This window comes from Variovorax sp. Root434 (assembly GCF_001426595.1).
Lineage (GTDB): Bacteria > Pseudomonadota > Gammaproteobacteria > Burkholderiales > Burkholderiaceae_C > Variovorax.
In genome coordinates this window covers 316,122-331,077 of the sequence record NZ_LMEK01000012.1, presented here as the reverse complement: position 1 = coordinate 331,077, position 14,956 = coordinate 316,122, and the positions used below count along the sequence as shown (strand labels likewise).

Here is a 14,956-nt window from a genome sequence, read left to right as displayed (position 1 = left end):
CCCAGGATGTCTGCGAAAATGCGCGGATGTTCACCGGAATCATCACCGGCGTGGGGCGCATCGCCGCCATTCACGACCTCGGCACCTCCTCCTCCTACGGCAAAAGACTCAGCATCGCGGTGCCCGACGGCTACCTCGATGACGTCGGCCTTGGCGACAGCATCGCGCTCAACGGCGCCTGCATGACCGTCACCACGCTCGCCCCCGAGCGACAGCAGTTCACCATCGACATTTCAGCCGAGTCCCTCGACAAGACTGCGGGCCTGACCGACGAAGGCAGCCGCATCAACCTCGAGAAGGCGCTGCGCGCCAGCGACCGCCTCGGCGGGCACATCGTCTCGGGCCACGTGGACGGCATCGGCCGCGTGAGCTTCTTCGAGCCCGTCGGCGAAAGCTGGGAGCTGCGCATCGTTGCGCCGCAGGCGCTGGCCCGCTTCCTGGCGTACAAGGGCTCGATCACCATCAACGGCGTGAGCCTGACGGTCAATAGCGTGAAAGACGTCGCCGAAGGCGCCGAGGTCAGCATCAACCTGATCCCGCACACCGTCGAAAACACCTCGCTCGGCAGCCTGCAGGCCGGCTCGAAGGTCAACCTCGAAATCGATACCGTGGCGCGCTACGTGGAGCGCATGCTCCAGGCCGGCGTGCTGGTGCCGCCCTCCACGTATTCCAAGGACACAGCCGAATGAATGCCTCCGTCACGCCGATCGGCGCCCCCCGCGCCGCGCGCGCTCCTGCCCCCATCTCCCCGGTCGAGGAGATCGTGGCCGAGCTCGCCGCCGGCCGCATGGTGATCCTGGTCGACGAGGAAGACCGCGAGAACGAAGGCGACATCGTCATCGCGGCCGACCACATCACGCCCGAAGCCATCAACTTCATGGCGCGCCATGCACGCGGCCTGATCTGCCTCACGCTCTCGCGCGAAATGTGCGAGCGGCTGCAGTTGCCGCCGATGGTCCAGCGCAACGGCGCCAAGCATTCGACCGCGTTCACCGTGTCCATCGAGGCGGCCGAAGGCGTGACCACCGGCATCTCCGCCGCCGACCGCGCCCGCACCGTGCAGGCCGCCGTGGCGCCCAACGCCGTGGCCGCCGACCTGGTGCAACCGGGTCACATCTTCCCGCTGCAGGCGGTGGACGGCGGCGTACTGATGCGCGCCGGCCATACCGAAGCCGGCTGCGACCTGGCCGCGATGGCCGGCTGCTCGCCCGCCTCGGTGATCTGCGAGGTGATGAACGAAGACGGCACGATGGCGCGCCTGCCCGACCTGCAGATCTTCGCGGCCGAGCACGACATCAAGATCGGCACCATCGCCGCGCTGATCGAGCATCGCAGCCGCGTCGAATCGCTGGTCGAGAAGGTCGGCTGCCGCGAGATCCAGACCAACTGGGGCGCCTTCACGGCCCATGCCTTCATCGACAAGCCCAGCCGCGGCGTCCACCTCGCGCTGGTGCGCGGCAAGTGGGCGCCGGAAGACACGGTGTCGGTGCGCGTGCACGAGCCGCTCTCGGTGCTCGACGCGCTCGAAATCAACCGCCCGATGCACTCGTGGAGCCTGGACGCCAGCCTCTCGCACATTGCGGCCGAGGGCAAGGGCGTGGCCGTGCTGCTGAACTGCGGCGAGACCGCCGGCGAGCTGCTTGCGCAGTTCGACGGCACCGCGCGCCCCGCGCAAGCCCCCGAGCGCGGCCGCATGGACCTGCGCAGCTACGGCATCGGCGCGCAGATCCTGCGCGAATGCGGTGTGCACAAGATGAACCTGCTGGGCACGCCGCGCCGCATGCCCAGCATGGCAGCAGGCTACGGCCTCGAAATTGCCGGCTACCTCACGAAAGACTGAACGACCATGCAAGGTTCAAACAAGGGCGAGACGACGCTCAACGGAAAAGGACTGCGCATCGGCATCGTGCAGGCGCGCTTCAACGCCGACATCACCGACGCGCTGGCCTCGGCCTGCCTCTCGGAGCTCGAGGCACTGGGTGTGGCTGCCAGCGACATCCACCACCTGCAGGTTCCCGGCGCGCTCGAAGTGCCCGTGGCCCTGCAGGCGCTCGCCGAGCGCGGCGGCTACCACGCGCTCATTGCGCTGGGCTGCATCATCCGCGGCGAGACCTACCACTTCGAACTCGTGGCCAACGAATCGGGTGCGAGCGTGAGCCGCCTTGCGCTCGACTACCGCCTGCCCATCGCCAACGCGATCCTCACCACCGAAAACCTCGAGCAGGCCATCGCGCGGCAAACCGACAAGGGCCGCGACGCAGCCCAGGTCGCCGTCGAAATGGCGCAACTGCTGGCCACCCTTTCATGACCGAAGACACCTCCAAGCCCCTCAAGCCCGCTGACGCCAAGCCGCGCCAGTCGCGCGTCGGACTCACCAGCACCGGCGCGCGCAAGGCTTCGGCCAAATCGAACCGCAGCCGCGCGCGCGAGTTCGCACTGCAGGCGCTCTACCAGCACCTGGTGGGCCGCAACGACCCGACCGACATCGATCATTTCACGCGCGACCTCGCGGGCTTCCACAAAGCCGATGCGCTGCACTACGACGCGCTGCTGCACGGTTCGATCGAAGGCGCCGAGCAGCTCGACGCGCTGATCCGCCCGCTGCTGGACCGCAAGTTCGAAGAGATTTCGCCCATCGAGCACGCCGTGATGTGGATCGGCGTGTACGAGTTCCAGAACTGCCCCGACGTGCCATGGCGCGTGGTGCTCAACGAGTGCATCGAACTCGCCAAGGAATTTGGCGGCACCGACGGCCACAAGTACGTGAACGCCGTGCTGAACGGCCTGGCGCCGCAGCTGCGTCCGCTCGAAGTGGAAGCCGACCGCGCTTCAGGGAAAGCCAAGGCATGAGGAGCGCCGCCCGGCCGCCCGAAGGCGCTCGCCCCCTCGCTTGCGAGGGGGGAGGCGAAGACCCGCAGCGCCGCAGCCTGGGGGTGCAATGAGAATTTCGACGCGCGCCCAGCGCATCGAGCCCTTCTACGTGATGGAGGTGGCGAAGGCGGCCGGTGCGCTGGCCCGCGAAGTGGCCCACACCGACCGGCCGATGATCTTCCTGAACATCGGCGAACCCGACTTCACCGCTCCGCCACTGGTGCAGGAAGCCGCGGCCCGCGCGGTGCGCGCCGGCGCCACGCAGTACACGCAGGCCACCGGTCTCGACCACCTGCGCGAACGCATCAGCGGCTGGTACAAGCAGCGCTTCAACGTCGACGTGCCGGCCCGCCGCATCGTCATCACGGCCGGCGCCTCGGCCGCGCTGCAACTGGCGTGCCTCGCGCTGATCGAGTCGGGCGACGAAATTCTCATGCCCGACCCGAGCTATCCGTGCAACCGCCACTTCGTGAGCGCGGCGGACGGCAAGGCCGTGCTGGTGCCGACCACGGCCGAAGAGCGCTTCCAGCTCACGGCCGCGAAAGTCGAGGCCGCCTGGACCGACAGGACGCGCGGCGTGCTGCTGGCGTCGCCCTCCAACCCGACCGGCACCTCCATCGCGCCCGGCGAGCTGCGCCGCATCCACGAGGTGGTGTCGCAGCGCGGGGGCATCACGCTGATCGACGAGATCTACCTCGGCCTTTCGTACGACGACGCATTCGGGCAAACCGCACTGGCCATCGATGACAACGTCATCAGCATCAACAGCTTCAGCAAGTACTTCAACATGACCGGCTGGCGCCTCGGCTGGCTGGTGGTGCCCGAGGCGCTGGTGCCGGTGGTCGAGCGGCTCGCGCAGAACCTCTTCATCTGCGCCAGCACGGTGTCGCAGTACGCGGCGCTCGCCTGCTTCGAGCCCGAGAGCATCGCCGAATACGAACGCCGGCGCGCCGAATTCAAGGCGCGCCGCGACTGGTTCATTCCGCAGCTGAACGCGCTGGGCCTGAACGTGCCCGTGGTGCCCGACGGCGCCTTCTACGCCTGGGCCGACTGCACCGGTTTCGCCGAGAAGCTCGGCATCTCGGGCAGCTGGGACTTCGCCTTCGAAACCATGAAGCGCGCCCACGTCGCCGTCACGCCCGGCCGCGACTTCGGCACGGCGGAGACGGCGAAGTTCGTGCGCTTCTCCACCGCCAGCTCGATGGCGCACCTGCAGGAATCCATCGAGCGTCTGCGGGCGATGGCAGAGAACCGGGCCCAATGAGCTACGCGTTTCCGATCCGCGTCTACTGGGAAGACACCGATGCCGGCGGCATCGTGTTCTACGCCAACTACCTGAAGTTCATGGAACGCGGTCGCACCGAGTGGTTGCGCTCACTGGGCGTCGAGCAGCACAAGCTGCGCGAGGAAACCGGCGGCCAGTTCGTGGTGAGCGAAACGCAGCTCAAATACCATCGCCCCTCGCGGCTGGACGACGAACTGCTCGTTACAGCCGATCTTCAACAATTGGGCACCGCGTCGTTGATAATCGGCCAGCGCGTGCTATCAAAAACAGAGCAAAAGCGGACAGATGCCTCGGCGCCTGTCCTGCTGTGCGAAGGCACGATCCGCATCGGCTGGGTGGACGCCGCCACATTGCGTCCCGCACGCATTCCGAAGCAAGTGACGGGAACCCTCGAGCGCTACAGCGGCTCCATGACACAACCTTTCAAGCCATGAACCAAGACCTCTCCATCATCAATCTCCTGCTCCATGCGAGCTTCGTGGTTCAACTGGTCGTGCTGCTGCTGGTGATCGTCTCGATCGCCAGCTGGGCCGCGATCATCCGCAAGTACTTCGCGCTGCGGCGCATGCGCGCCCTCAACGACGATTTCGAGCGCGAGTTCTGGTCGGGCACCAGCCTGAACGAGCTGTTCGCCTCGGCCGCGCAGAACGCCAAGTTCGCCGGCCCCATGGAACGCATCTTCGCCTCCGGCATGCGCGAGTACCAGAAGCTGCGCGAACGCCACGTGAGCGACGCCGCCACGCTGCTCGACGGCGCCCGCCGCGCCATGCGCGCGAGCTTCCAGCGCGAGTTGGACGCGGCCGAGCAGAACCTCTCGTTCCTGGCCACCGTGGGTTCGGTGTCGCCGTACGTCGGCCTGTTCGGTACGGTCTGGGGGATCATGCATGCCTTCACCGGCCTCGCGGCCCTCGCCCAGGTGACGCTGGCCACCGTGGCCCCCGGCATCGCCGAGGCGCTGGTGGCCACCGCCATCGGCCTGTTCGCTGCCATTCCGGCGGTGGTGGGCTACAACCGCTTCGCCCGCGAGATCGACAAGATCGCCATCGCCCTCGAAACCTACATCGAGGAGTTCTCCAACATCCTGCAGCGCAACCTCTCGGCCAACCCGAACGCGGGCGTTGCATCGTCGGTGGCTCCGGCCAACCGCTGAGCGGAGGCGCAACGCATGCCCGCCATTTCATCCCGGGGCCGCGGCCGCCGGACGATCAACGAGATCAACATGGTCCCGTTCATCGACGTGATGCTGGTGCTGCTGATCATCTTCATGGTCACCGCGCCGCTCATCACGCCGAGCGTGATCAACCTGCCTTCGGTCGACCGCGCCAACAAGCAGCCCGACAAGCCCATCGAGATCGTCATCAAGAGCGATGACGAGGTACAGATCAAGAAGGACCCGTCCACCGGCACGGGTGGTACGTCCATTCCCATGACGCAGATTGGCTCCGCGGCCAAGACCGCCCAGGGCGGCGACGACCAGCGCCCGGTGGTCATCAGCGCCGACAAGTCGGTGAAGTACGAAACCGTCGTGAAAGCAATGAACCAGCTCAAGAAGAGCGGCGTCGAGCGCGTAGGCCTGTCGGTCACGACCACGGGCGGCAAATAAGGCATGTCGCTCGCACTGGATCGCCCCGAGTTCGCGCCGCCGCCGCAACGCGGCACGCCGCGCGCCGTCGTGCTGGCCCTCATTGCGCATGCGCTGCTGATCGCCGCACTCACCTGGGGCGTGCGCTGGCGCAGCGATGCCGACGAAGGCGCGGTCGATGCAGAGCTGTGGTCGTCCACGGTTCAGCAGGCAGCGCCCCGCCTGCAGGCACCGCCGGCGCCCGCACCGGTTCCCGCGCCGCCGCCGCCCGCCCCCGCACCGCCGCCCCCGCCTGTTGCCAAGGCCCCTGAGCCCGCGCCCGCACCCAAGGCCCCCGACATTGCCCTGGAGCGCGAGAAGAAGCTCAAGGAGCAGAAGGAACAGAAAGAGCGCGAGCTGGAGCAACAGCAGAAGAAAAAAGAGCTCGAAGCCAAGCAACGCGCCGAGGACGAAGCCGAGCGCAAGAAGGAACAGCAGAAGAAGCTGGCCGAGCAGAAGAAGCAGCAGGAAGCCGAGGCCAAGCAGGCCGAAGCCAAGAAGGCCGAGGCCGCCACGAAGCAGGCCGCCGCCGACCGTGCCGCAGCGCTCAAGCGCATGCAGGGCCTGGCCGGTGCGAGCGGCAGCGACGATTCGAAGGGCACGGCCCAGCGCTCTTCGGGGCCTTCGAGTGGCTACGCCGGCCGCATCGCCGCTGCCGTGCGCCCGAACATCACCTTCCCCGATGCCGAAACCGTGAACGGCAACCCGGCGGCCGAGTTCGAGGTGAGCCTCGCGCCCGACGGCACCATCGTCGGCGTCAAGCTGAGCAAATCGAGCGGCCTGCCTGGCTGGGACGACGCGGCCGAGCGCGGCCTGCGCAAGACCGACAAGCTGCCGCGCGACACCGACGGGCGCATCTTCCCATCGCTGATCGTGACACTGCGGCCCAAGCGCTGATTCCTGCCAGTTCCGGGCGATCTTCTCCAAGGCCGCCCGGAACTCCTCGGTTGCCGCACTGTCTACCCGCGCACAACAACAGCCGGGTCCACGCCCGCACAAGATGAACCCCAACGGCCGCATCCGCTACGGCAGCAGTCCACTGCTCGCCAGCCCCACACCCGTGTGGCGCAGCAAGTTCATCGTGGCCAGCATCGCCTTCGGCTTCGTGCTGCTGGCAAGCCGGGCCGCCTACGTCCAGATCTTCAACAACGACTTCTTCCAGCACCAGGGCGAGGTGCGCTACCAGCGCACGCTGGAGCTGCCGGCCAACCGCGGCCGCATCCTCGACCGCAACGGGCTGATTCTGGCCTCCGACATTCCGGCGCCCAGCATCTGGGCCATTCCCGAGGACATCGAGCGCGACGACCCTACGGTGCAGGCCAAGCTCAGGCAGGCCGCCAAGCTGCTCGGCATGCCGCAGAAGGATTTCGACAAGAAGCTCGAGGACGAGGACAAGACCTTCGTCTGGATCAAGCGCCAGGTCGATCAGCCGGTCGCCAAGGCGGTCGCCGCGCTCGACATCAAGGGCATCTACCTGCGCCGCGACTATCGCCGCCAGTACCCCGAAGGCGAGGCGGCGGCGCACGTGGCCGGCTTCACCAATGTGGAAGACATCGGGCAGGAAGGCGTGGAACTCGCGTTCAACCAGGAGCTGGCGGGCAAGTCGGGCTCGCGCCACGTCCTCAAGGACCGGCTGGGCCACATCGTCGAGGACACGGAGGACCAGGTGCCGCCGACCGACGGCCATGACATCCAGCTGAGCATCGACGACCGCGTGCAATTTGTGGCCTACGAGAAGCTGCGCGACGCCGTGGTCGCCAACAAGGCGCGCGCGGGCAGCGTGGTGGTGGTCGATGCGCGCACGGGCGAGCTGCTGGCCATGGCCAACTACCCGAGCTACGACCCCAACGACCGCCGCAAACTCACCGGCGAGCAGCTGCGCAACCGCGCCATGACCGACGTGTTCGAGCCCGGTTCGACGATGAAGCCGATCACCGTCGCCACCGCGCTGCAGCTGGGCCGCGTGACGCCCAAGACCATCATCGACACCAACCCGGGGCGCATCACCGTGTCGGGCGCGACCATCCACGACGACGAGAACTTCGGCGTGCTGACGGTCGAGGGCGTGATCCAGAAATCGAGCAACGTCGGTGCCACCAAGATCTCGCAACGCATGACGGCGCAGGAGATGTGGAACTCGTTCACCGCCGTGGGCCTGGGCCAGAAGCCGCAGACGCCCTTCCCCGGCGCGGTCAGCGGGCGCCTGCGGCCCTGGAAGTCGTGGCGGCCGATCGAGCAGGCCACCATGTCGTATGGCTACGGCCTCTCGGCGTCGCTCTTCCAGATCGCGCATGCGTACACCGCGTTCGCGCACGGCGGCGAGGTCATTCCTGTGAGCCTCCTGAAAAGCACCGGCACCGAGCCGCCCGGCGTGCAGGTGTTCTCGCCGCAGGTGGCCAGCGAGGTGCGCCAGATGATGCACTTGGCGGCCGCGCCCGGCGGCACCGCGCCGCTCGCGCAGACCGAGGGCTATTCGGTCGGCGGCAAGACCGGCACCGCGCACAAGCAGGTCGGCAAGGGCTACGCGAGCAACAAGTACCGCGCCTGGTACACCGGCATGTCGCCCATCGACAAGCCACGCATCATCGTCGCGGTGATGATCGACGAACCCGGCGCGGGCAAATATTTCGGCGGGCTGGTTGCGGCGCCGGTGTTCAGCCAGATCGTGCAGCAGACGCTGCGCGTCATGAACGTGGTGCCGGACCTTGCGGTGGCGTCGATGGCGCATTGATTCGCCACCCTCGTTTAGGATCGCCGGCAACTCATTGCCTGACGCTCCCGACATGGTCGACACCTCTCCTGCCGTTCGCCTCGAAGACCTGCTCCCGCTCCCCTACCAGCAAGCCCTCGCCGCCCATCTGCAGGCGAACGAACCCGAGTTGTGGCGCTGGGCGGCCTCAGCCGAAGCGCGCGAGGAGCACGCCGCGGCCGTCCGCGCCGACCTGCTGCGCAACTCGTACCGGCTCGATGCCGATGCCCACCCCGAGCTGCACGCGCATTGCAATGCGGCGGCGCACCGCATGGGCATCGCGGCGCGCGTCACGCTCTACCAGGCGGGCGACGGCACGATGAACGCCACGCTCTACTTCCTGCCCGGCGAGGCGCACATCGTGCTCTCAGGCCCTCTGATGGAGCGGCTGCAAGGCCCCGAGTTGGAGGCCGTGCTCGGCCACGAACTCGCGCACTACCTGCTGTGGGAGCGCGACGGCGGCAGGTACCACGTGGTCGACCGCATCCTGCAGGCCGCGGCGGCCGATGTCCGCGCCGATGCGAGCCACCTGCATGCGGCACGCCGCTACGGGCTCTACACCGAGGCCTTTGCCGACCGCGGCGCCTGCATCGCCTGCGAGGCGCTCGAACCGGCGGTCACCGCGCTGGTCAAGGTGCAGACGGGCCTGGCGCAGGTCAATGCGGCAAGCTACCTGAGGCAGGCCGACGAAATCTGCGCTGCGCCCGAACTGCAGACGCGCGGCACCAGCCATCCCGAAATCTTCGTGCGGGCGCGGGCTCTGCGCCTGTGGACCGAGCGCCAGCCCGAGGCCGACGATTGGCTGGCCGGCGCGCTCGAAGGCCCGCTGGACATCGCCACGCTCGATTTGCTCGGGCAGCAGCGCGCCGATGCGCTGACGCGCGAAACCATCGCGCAGCTCTTGCAACGCCCGTTCCTCCAGTCCGAATCGCTGCTGGCCCATGCGCGCCGTTTCTTTCCGAACTTCGCGCCACCCGCCGGGCCGATGCCGCCGCCTGCTCCGGTGCCGGCCGGCGTGCGCGATTACCTGGCCAGCGTGCTGGTCGACTTTGTCGCGGCCGATCCCGATCTTGACGACATCACGCTCGCCGCCGCGATCGGCCTGGCCGAAGCCATGGGCTGCGCCGCGCAACTCGAAGAACGCGTCGTCAAGGACATGCGCCTTCCCAAGCGCAGCCTCACGCGTGTGAAGCGCGACGCCGCCACGCTGCTCGAAAAGGCAGCGGCCCAACATCTGCAGGGCGCATCCGCATGACCACACCCGCCATCGCTCCCCTGCTGCAACTGCTGGACACCGCGGACGCCCACGGCGGCCTGCAGACCGACGACGTGCTGAGCCTCGTGCTGCCGCTGCTGCGCGAAGTGTCCGCACTCCACGAGCAAGGCAAGGTCGCCGCGCTCGGCAGCGCGTTCGCCTACCGCGTCGACGACACGCCCGCCCTCATGCTTATGCAGCCCGAAGGCACCGAGCCGCACCAGAACCGCGAAGCCATTGCGCCGCTCGAACAGCCCGCCGCCTCCGTGCTGCGCGTGGTCGGCGAGCACCGCGTGACGCTCGATGCCGACGAGGGCGTCTCCGTCGAGAACCTTGCGCTCATGGCCGATGCCTCGCCCGATGCCCTGCCGACCCGCCCCGTGTACCTGCCCGGCTACACCGCCTGGGAATTGCGCTTTGCGCACCACGACGCACTGAGCGACATCTTCTGCCTCGGCCAGGTGCTCGCCAGCCTTTCGTGCGGGCTCGATCTCACCGACAGCGAGGAACTGGCCCGCTTCGCCGCGAGCCGCGGCAACCTGTTCGCGCTCAACCGCCGCCTGCACCCGGTGGTGGCCGCGGTGATCGGGGAGATGACCGCGCTGGACCGCCACGAGCGCGCACGCGACCTGCCCTCGGTGATCCGCCGGCTCAAAACCTACCGCGACCAGCCGCTGGACCTGGGCCTGGACCGCATCGCACCCGCGAAGGACGGCGCGGGCCAGCGCCGGCAGGCGATCCGCCTGCACCTGCGCGATCGCCTCTTCGACCTCTCGCGCCGCAACCGCCTGCTGCACTTCAAGCCCAGCCAGACGCATGTGAACCTCACGGTGGCGAGCGTGCCCCTGGTGGTGGACATCAAGAACATCCGCATCGACCAGCTCTGCGTGTGGGACGGCCGCTTCGCGAGCGACATCGCCACCTGCGACCCGGTGCCGCTCGCGCGCTGGCTGCGCTTCGAAGACCAGCCCTACCTGCCGGGCGCGCTCGACCGCATCCTGCAGGAGGCGCGGCGAGATCGCTCCGAGTACGGCTTCTCGCAGCTTTCGCTGGTGATGGCCTTCCTGCGCTGGCACAACCTGAAGGAAGGAGAGAGCGAGCGAGCCGAGCGCATTGCCTCGCCGCTGCTGATGCTGTCGGTCGAGCTCACGCGCAAGAAGGGCGTGAAGGACCAGTACCTGCTCGAAGCCGCTTCGAGCGAAGCGCAGGTCAACCCGACGCTGCGCCACCACCTGCGCCAGCTCTACGGCATCGTGCTGCCCGAGACGGTGGACCTGCACGAAACCACCATCGAGCAGTTCCACGCCCAGTTGGCCGCGCAGATCGCGGCGACCGAGCCCGGCGTGCAGCTGCGGCTGGTGAAGCAGCCCGAGATCGAGCTGATCCATCAGCGCGCGCGCCAGCGGCTCGAACAGTTCAAGCGCCGCACCCGTGTGCGCAATCCCGGCGCGCAACCCGTCGCAGCACAGGACTTCAGCTATGCGAAGGACGACTTCCGCCCGCTCGGCCTGCAGCTCTATCACGCCAAGGTGCGGCCGGTTCCGCTGCCGCTGCGCAGCGCGGTGGGCGCACCTCCCATGCCACGCGCGCCGCAGATGGCCGCCACCGCCGCGCAGACCGAACAGCAGACGTACTCGCTGCACGAAAGCACCGGCAACCCCTACCAGTGGGACGTCGACCTCACCTCGGTGACGCTCGGCAACTTCAATCACCGCAAGATGTCTCTTGTGCGCGACTACTCGGCACTGAGCGAATCGGAAATCGCGAGCGACGCCTTCGACCGCGTGTTCTCGCTGCAGCCGCGCCAAGTCGATGCCGAGCCGCCGGCCGCGCTGCCACTGGCCGACCAGTGGCCCGTGGTGCAGGCCGATGCCACGCAGACCGCCGCCGTGGCGCTTGCGCGCACCGGCACCAGCTACATCATCCAGGGGCCGCCGGGCACCGGGAAGTCGCAGACCATCACCAACCTCATCGCCGACTACGTGGGGCGCGGGCAACGCGTGCTCTTCGTCTGCGAGAAGCGCGCCGCCATCGACGTGGTTTTCCACCGCCTGCGGCAGCAGGGACTGGACGAGCTCTGCTGCATGATCCACGACTCGCAGGGCGACAAGAAGGCCTTCGTGCAGAACCTCAAGAAGACCTACGAGCACTGGCTCGCGGCCCCCGAGGAACTGGACGCAGAAACCCGCGAGCGCACGCAGCTCGTCGACACCATGGACGCCGACCTGAAGGCGCTGGAACGCTTCGACGCCGCGATGCGCGAGGCGCCCGAGCACCTGGCCGTGGCGGTGCGCACGCTGATGGCGCGACTGATCGCGCTCAAGCCGCACGATCCCGCGCTCACGCCGCTGCAGGCCGAGGCACTGCCCACCTTTGCGGCCTGGCGCAGGCACGAAGACCTGGTCGCGCGCCTGCATCTCGCCGTCACCGAAAGCCTCGGCGTGCCGTACCTGTCGGCACATGCGTTCGCACAACTCGCCCCGGTGCTGCTGCGACAGGAGCGGCCGCTTGCGCGGCTGGTCGAACTCAGCGACCGCGCGGCTGAACAGATCGGCCCGCATCGCGACGCGTTGGCCGGCGCCTGGCCGCCGCTGGGCGACGATCCCACCCTCTGGGGCGATGCGCTGGCCGTGGTGGCCGACGCGCGCCGCGTGGCCGCGCTGGCCGCGCGCGGGCATCTCTCGCTGCTCGACACCGCGCACCCCACGAGCCTCGCGTTCGGCGAGGCGATGACGCAGCGCCGCGCGCTGCAGCAGGCGCTCGAGGAGGCCCTCGAACGCACGAACCGCTGGCGCGACAAGCTCTCGCCGAGCGACACCGAAGCTGGCCTCGCCCAGGCCAAGGCGCAGCAAGGCTCGCTGCTGCGCTGGCTCAAGCCGTCGTGGTGGCGGCTGTCGGGCGAACTCAAGCGCCGCTACGACTTCACCGGGCATGCCGTTCGCCCGCAGCCCAGCCAGGTGCTCGATGAACTGCTGGCCGAGCACACGGCCCGCGCAGCCGTCGGCAAACAGGCGATGCAGATCGAGGCCACCTACGGCTGCGCCGATCCCGATGACTTCGTGCAGCAGCTCGACGCCCTGCGCCGCGGCGATGCCACCGGCAACGGCGTGCGCGCAACCTTCCACGCGCACCTGCGCTCCGACGCCGGCGCGAGCCGCAGTGTCGAACGGCTGGCCGCGCTCGGCGAACGCACCGACGCGCTCGACGCCCTGTGGCGCGACCTGCTCGACGACCCCACCGCGCAGCCGCTGGCCTCGCTCGAAACGCTGGCCCGCACGTTGCGCGAACAAGCCGACAGCCTGCCGGCCGCGCTGCCTCACCTGCAGGAGCTTGCCGATGCCGACCCGGCTTTGGCCCGTGCGCTGCGCACGCTGCCGCTGCCGCCCGAGGCCGTCGAGTACGCCGTCGCGCGCGAAGGCCTGGAGCGCGTCTACCGCACCGAGCGCTGGCTGCCGCGCTTCGACAGCGCCGCGCTCGCGCGCCATGCGCAGCGCCTGGCCGACGGAGAGCGCAAGCTGCTCGACCGCAACGCTCGCACCCTTGCCGCCGCAGTGCGCCAGCGCTTTCGCGACCACGTGCAGAAAAGCGCCTTGCCCGCGAGCCAGCTCGACGCCGGCGGCAAGCTCTTCAAGAAGAGCTACAACGCAGGGCGGCGCGAGCTCGAACACGAGTTCGGCAAGACCATGCGCTACAAGGCCATCCGCGAACTCGCCTCGGGCGACACCGGCCAGGTGGTGCGCGACATGAAGCCGATCTGGCTCATGAGCCCGCTCTCGGTGTCCGACACGCTGCCGCTCGCGGCCGACCTCTTCGACGTGGTGATCTTCGACGAGGCGAGCCAGATCCCGGTGGAAGAAGCCGTGCCCGCGCTCTATCGCGCGCCGCAGATCATCGTGGTGGGCGACGAGATGCAGCTGCCGCCGACGAGCTTCTTCTCGTCCGGCCGCGACCCGGAGGACGAGACGGTGTCGGTGGAAGACGAAGGCGACCGCATCGCAGTCGTGCTCGATGCCGACAGCCTGCTGAACCAGGGCGCGCGCAATCTGCCGGCCACGCTGCTGGCCTGGCACTACCGCAGCCGCTACGAATCGCTGATCGGTTTCTCGAACGCGGCCTTCTACGCAGGCAACCTCTTCACCATTCCGGACCGCAGCCTCCCGGCGGACGCGCGCGACGAAATCCTCGTTCAATCGCGCAACCCGACGGACGCATCGGTGGCCGCGAACGTCGACGCCCTGCTTTCGCGCGCCATCAGCTTCCATCGCGTGACCGATGCGGTGTACGAGAACCGCATCAACGACGGCGAGGCGCGCCACATCGCGCAGCTGGTGCGTGAACTGTTGAAACGCGAGACCGGGCGCAGCCTGGGCATCGTCGCGTTCTCCGAAGCGCAGCAGACCGAGATCGAGGCCGAGCTCGATGCGCTTGGCGCCATCGACAGCGACTTCGCCGCGCGGCTCGAAGCCGAGTATGTGCGCGAAGAAGACGACCAGTTCTGCGGCCTCTTCATCAAGAACCTGGAGAACGTGCAGGGCGACGAGCGCGACATCATCATCCTGAGCATCTGCTACGGCCCCAACCCCGAGGGCCGCATGCTGATGAGCTTCGGCCCGATCAACCAGCGCGGCGGCGAGAAGCGGCTCAACGTGATCTTCAGCCGCGCGCGCCACCACATGGCCGTGGTCTCGACGATTCGCCACGAGGCCATCACCAACGACCACAACGAAGGCGCCGCGGCGCTCAAGCAGTTCCTGCGCTATGCGGAGTGCCTGTCGCGCGGTGATTCGGCCACGGCTCGGCGCGTGCTCGAAAGCATGAATCCGCTCACGCGGGGCAGCAGCGCGCAGCATGCGCGTGCCGACGAGGTGACGGCGCAGCTCGCAGCGGCGTTGCGTGCGCGTGGCCATGCGGTCGACGAGCAGGTGGGGCAGTCGCGCTTTCGCTGCGATCTGGCGTTGCGTGCGCCCGGGGGGGGGCACTATGCGCTGGGCATCCTGGTCGATACCGCGACGCACTACGAGAACCGCAACGTGCTGGAGCGCTACGTCTCGCGTCCGCGCGTGCTCGATGCGTTCGGATGGGACGTGGTGCAGGTGCTGGCGAAAGACTGGCTGCACACGCCGCAGGCCGTGCTGGAGCAGATCGAGCAGGCGCTAGCGAAACGCCCCTGACCCC

Annotated in this window: 12 protein-coding genes; all 12 read left to right on the top strand. The window is 68.4% G+C overall.

Going from position 1 to position 14,956, the window contains the following annotated elements:
• Window positions 1-26 precede the first annotated feature (26 nt).
• The 12 genes from ASD05_RS12080 to ASD05_RS12025 all read left to right on the top strand — a co-directional run bounded on the left by ASD05_RS12080 (window position 27) and on the right by ASD05_RS12025 (window position 14,952).
• Window positions 27-689 (top strand): riboflavin synthase, encoded by a 663-nt coding sequence (locus tag ASD05_RS12080; protein ID WP_056592278.1) that lies wholly within the window; start codon window positions 27-29, stop codon window positions 687-689.
• A complete protein-coding gene (gene ribBA / locus ASD05_RS12075) occupies window positions 686-1,840 on the top strand; it encodes a bifunctional 3,4-dihydroxy-2-butanone-4-phosphate synthase/GTP cyclohydrolase II (protein ID WP_056592274.1) in 1,155 nt (384 codons plus the stop codon). Before ASD05_RS12080 ends, ribBA begins: the two co-directional genes overlap by 4 nt.
• 6 nt (window positions 1,841-1,846) lie before the next feature.
• Window positions 1,847-2,308, top strand: a complete 462-nt coding sequence (gene ribH / locus ASD05_RS12070) for a 6,7-dimethyl-8-ribityllumazine synthase (RefSeq protein WP_056592270.1) — start codon at window positions 1,847-1,849, stop codon at window positions 2,306-2,308.
• Window positions 2,305-2,850: a transcription antitermination factor NusB gene (nusB, locus tag ASD05_RS12065; RefSeq protein ID WP_056592267.1), complete on the top strand. Its 546-nt coding sequence runs from the start codon at window positions 2,305-2,307 to the stop codon at window positions 2,848-2,850. The genes ribH and nusB overlap by 4 nt, the downstream gene beginning before the upstream one ends.
• An 88-nt stretch (window positions 2,851-2,938) precedes the next feature.
• A complete protein-coding gene (locus ASD05_RS12060; protein WP_056592263.1) occupies window positions 2,939-4,135 on the top strand; it encodes a pyridoxal phosphate-dependent aminotransferase in 1,197 nt (398 codons plus the stop codon).
• The gene (ybgC, locus tag ASD05_RS12055) at window positions 4,132-4,590 is read left to right on the top strand and encodes a tol-pal system-associated acyl-CoA thioesterase (protein ID WP_056592258.1); all 459 of its coding nucleotides are present in this window, start codon (window positions 4,132-4,134) and stop codon (window positions 4,588-4,590) included. The genes ASD05_RS12060 and ybgC overlap by 4 nt, the downstream gene beginning before the upstream one ends.
• Window positions 4,587-5,306 (top strand): protein TolQ, encoded by a 720-nt coding sequence (gene tolQ, locus ASD05_RS12050; RefSeq protein WP_056519063.1) that lies wholly within the window; start codon window positions 4,587-4,589, stop codon window positions 5,304-5,306. The genes ybgC and tolQ overlap by 4 nt, the downstream gene beginning before the upstream one ends.
• A 15-nt stretch (window positions 5,307-5,321) precedes the next feature.
• Window positions 5,322-5,759, top strand: coding sequence for an ExbD/TolR family protein (locus ASD05_RS12045; RefSeq protein WP_056592255.1), 438 nt, complete (start codon window positions 5,322-5,324; stop codon window positions 5,757-5,759).
• Window positions 5,760-5,762: 3 nt separating this feature from the next.
• Window positions 5,763-6,674, top strand: a complete 912-nt coding sequence (locus ASD05_RS12040; RefSeq protein WP_056592251.1) for a cell envelope integrity protein TolA — start codon at window positions 5,763-5,765, stop codon at window positions 6,672-6,674.
• Between the two features lie 103 nt (window positions 6,675-6,777).
• Window positions 6,778-8,508, top strand: coding sequence for a peptidoglycan D,D-transpeptidase FtsI family protein (locus ASD05_RS12035; protein WP_056592247.1), 1,731 nt, complete (start codon window positions 6,778-6,780; stop codon window positions 8,506-8,508).
• 34 nt (window positions 8,509-8,542) lie between these two features.
• Window positions 8,543-9,781: a SprT-like domain-containing protein gene (locus ASD05_RS12030; protein WP_157610086.1), complete on the top strand. Its 1,239-nt coding sequence runs from the start codon at window positions 8,543-8,545 to the stop codon at window positions 9,779-9,781.
• Complete coding sequence (locus ASD05_RS12025; protein WP_056592242.1) at window positions 9,778-14,952, top strand: AAA domain-containing protein; 5,175 nt, start codon at window positions 9,778-9,780, stop codon at window positions 14,950-14,952. Before ASD05_RS12030 ends, ASD05_RS12025 begins: the two co-directional genes overlap by 4 nt.
• The last annotated feature ends 4 nt before the right edge of the window (window positions 14,953-14,956 follow it).

What these genes read in the sequence shown, in the direction of transcription:
- ASD05_RS12080 (WP_056592278.1), top strand. Translation starts at nt 27, where the DNA reads ATGTTCACCGGAATCATCACCGGCGTGGGGCGCATCGCCGCCATTCAC.
- ribBA (WP_056592274.1), top strand. Translation starts at nt 686, where the DNA reads ATGAATGCCTCCGTCACGCCGATCGGCGCCCCCCGCGCCGCGCGCGCT.
- ribH (WP_056592270.1), top strand. Translation starts at nt 1,847, where the DNA reads ATGCAAGGTTCAAACAAGGGCGAGACGACGCTCAACGGAAAAGGACTG.
- nusB (WP_056592267.1), top strand. Translation starts at nt 2,305, where the DNA reads ATGACCGAAGACACCTCCAAGCCCCTCAAGCCCGCTGACGCCAAGCCG.
- ASD05_RS12060 (WP_056592263.1), top strand. Translation starts at nt 2,939, where the DNA reads ATGAGAATTTCGACGCGCGCCCAGCGCATCGAGCCCTTCTACGTGATG.
- ybgC (WP_056592258.1), top strand. Translation starts at nt 4,132, where the DNA reads ATGAGCTACGCGTTTCCGATCCGCGTCTACTGGGAAGACACCGATGCC.
- tolQ (WP_056519063.1), top strand. Translation starts at nt 4,587, where the DNA reads ATGAACCAAGACCTCTCCATCATCAATCTCCTGCTCCATGCGAGCTTC.
- ASD05_RS12045 (WP_056592255.1), top strand. Translation starts at nt 5,322, where the DNA reads ATGCCCGCCATTTCATCCCGGGGCCGCGGCCGCCGGACGATCAACGAG.
- ASD05_RS12040 (WP_056592251.1), top strand. Translation starts at nt 5,763, where the DNA reads ATGTCGCTCGCACTGGATCGCCCCGAGTTCGCGCCGCCGCCGCAACGC.
- ASD05_RS12035 (WP_056592247.1), top strand. Translation starts at nt 6,778, where the DNA reads ATGAACCCCAACGGCCGCATCCGCTACGGCAGCAGTCCACTGCTCGCC.
- ASD05_RS12025 (WP_056592242.1), top strand. Translation starts at nt 9,778, where the DNA reads ATGACCACACCCGCCATCGCTCCCCTGCTGCAACTGCTGGACACCGCG.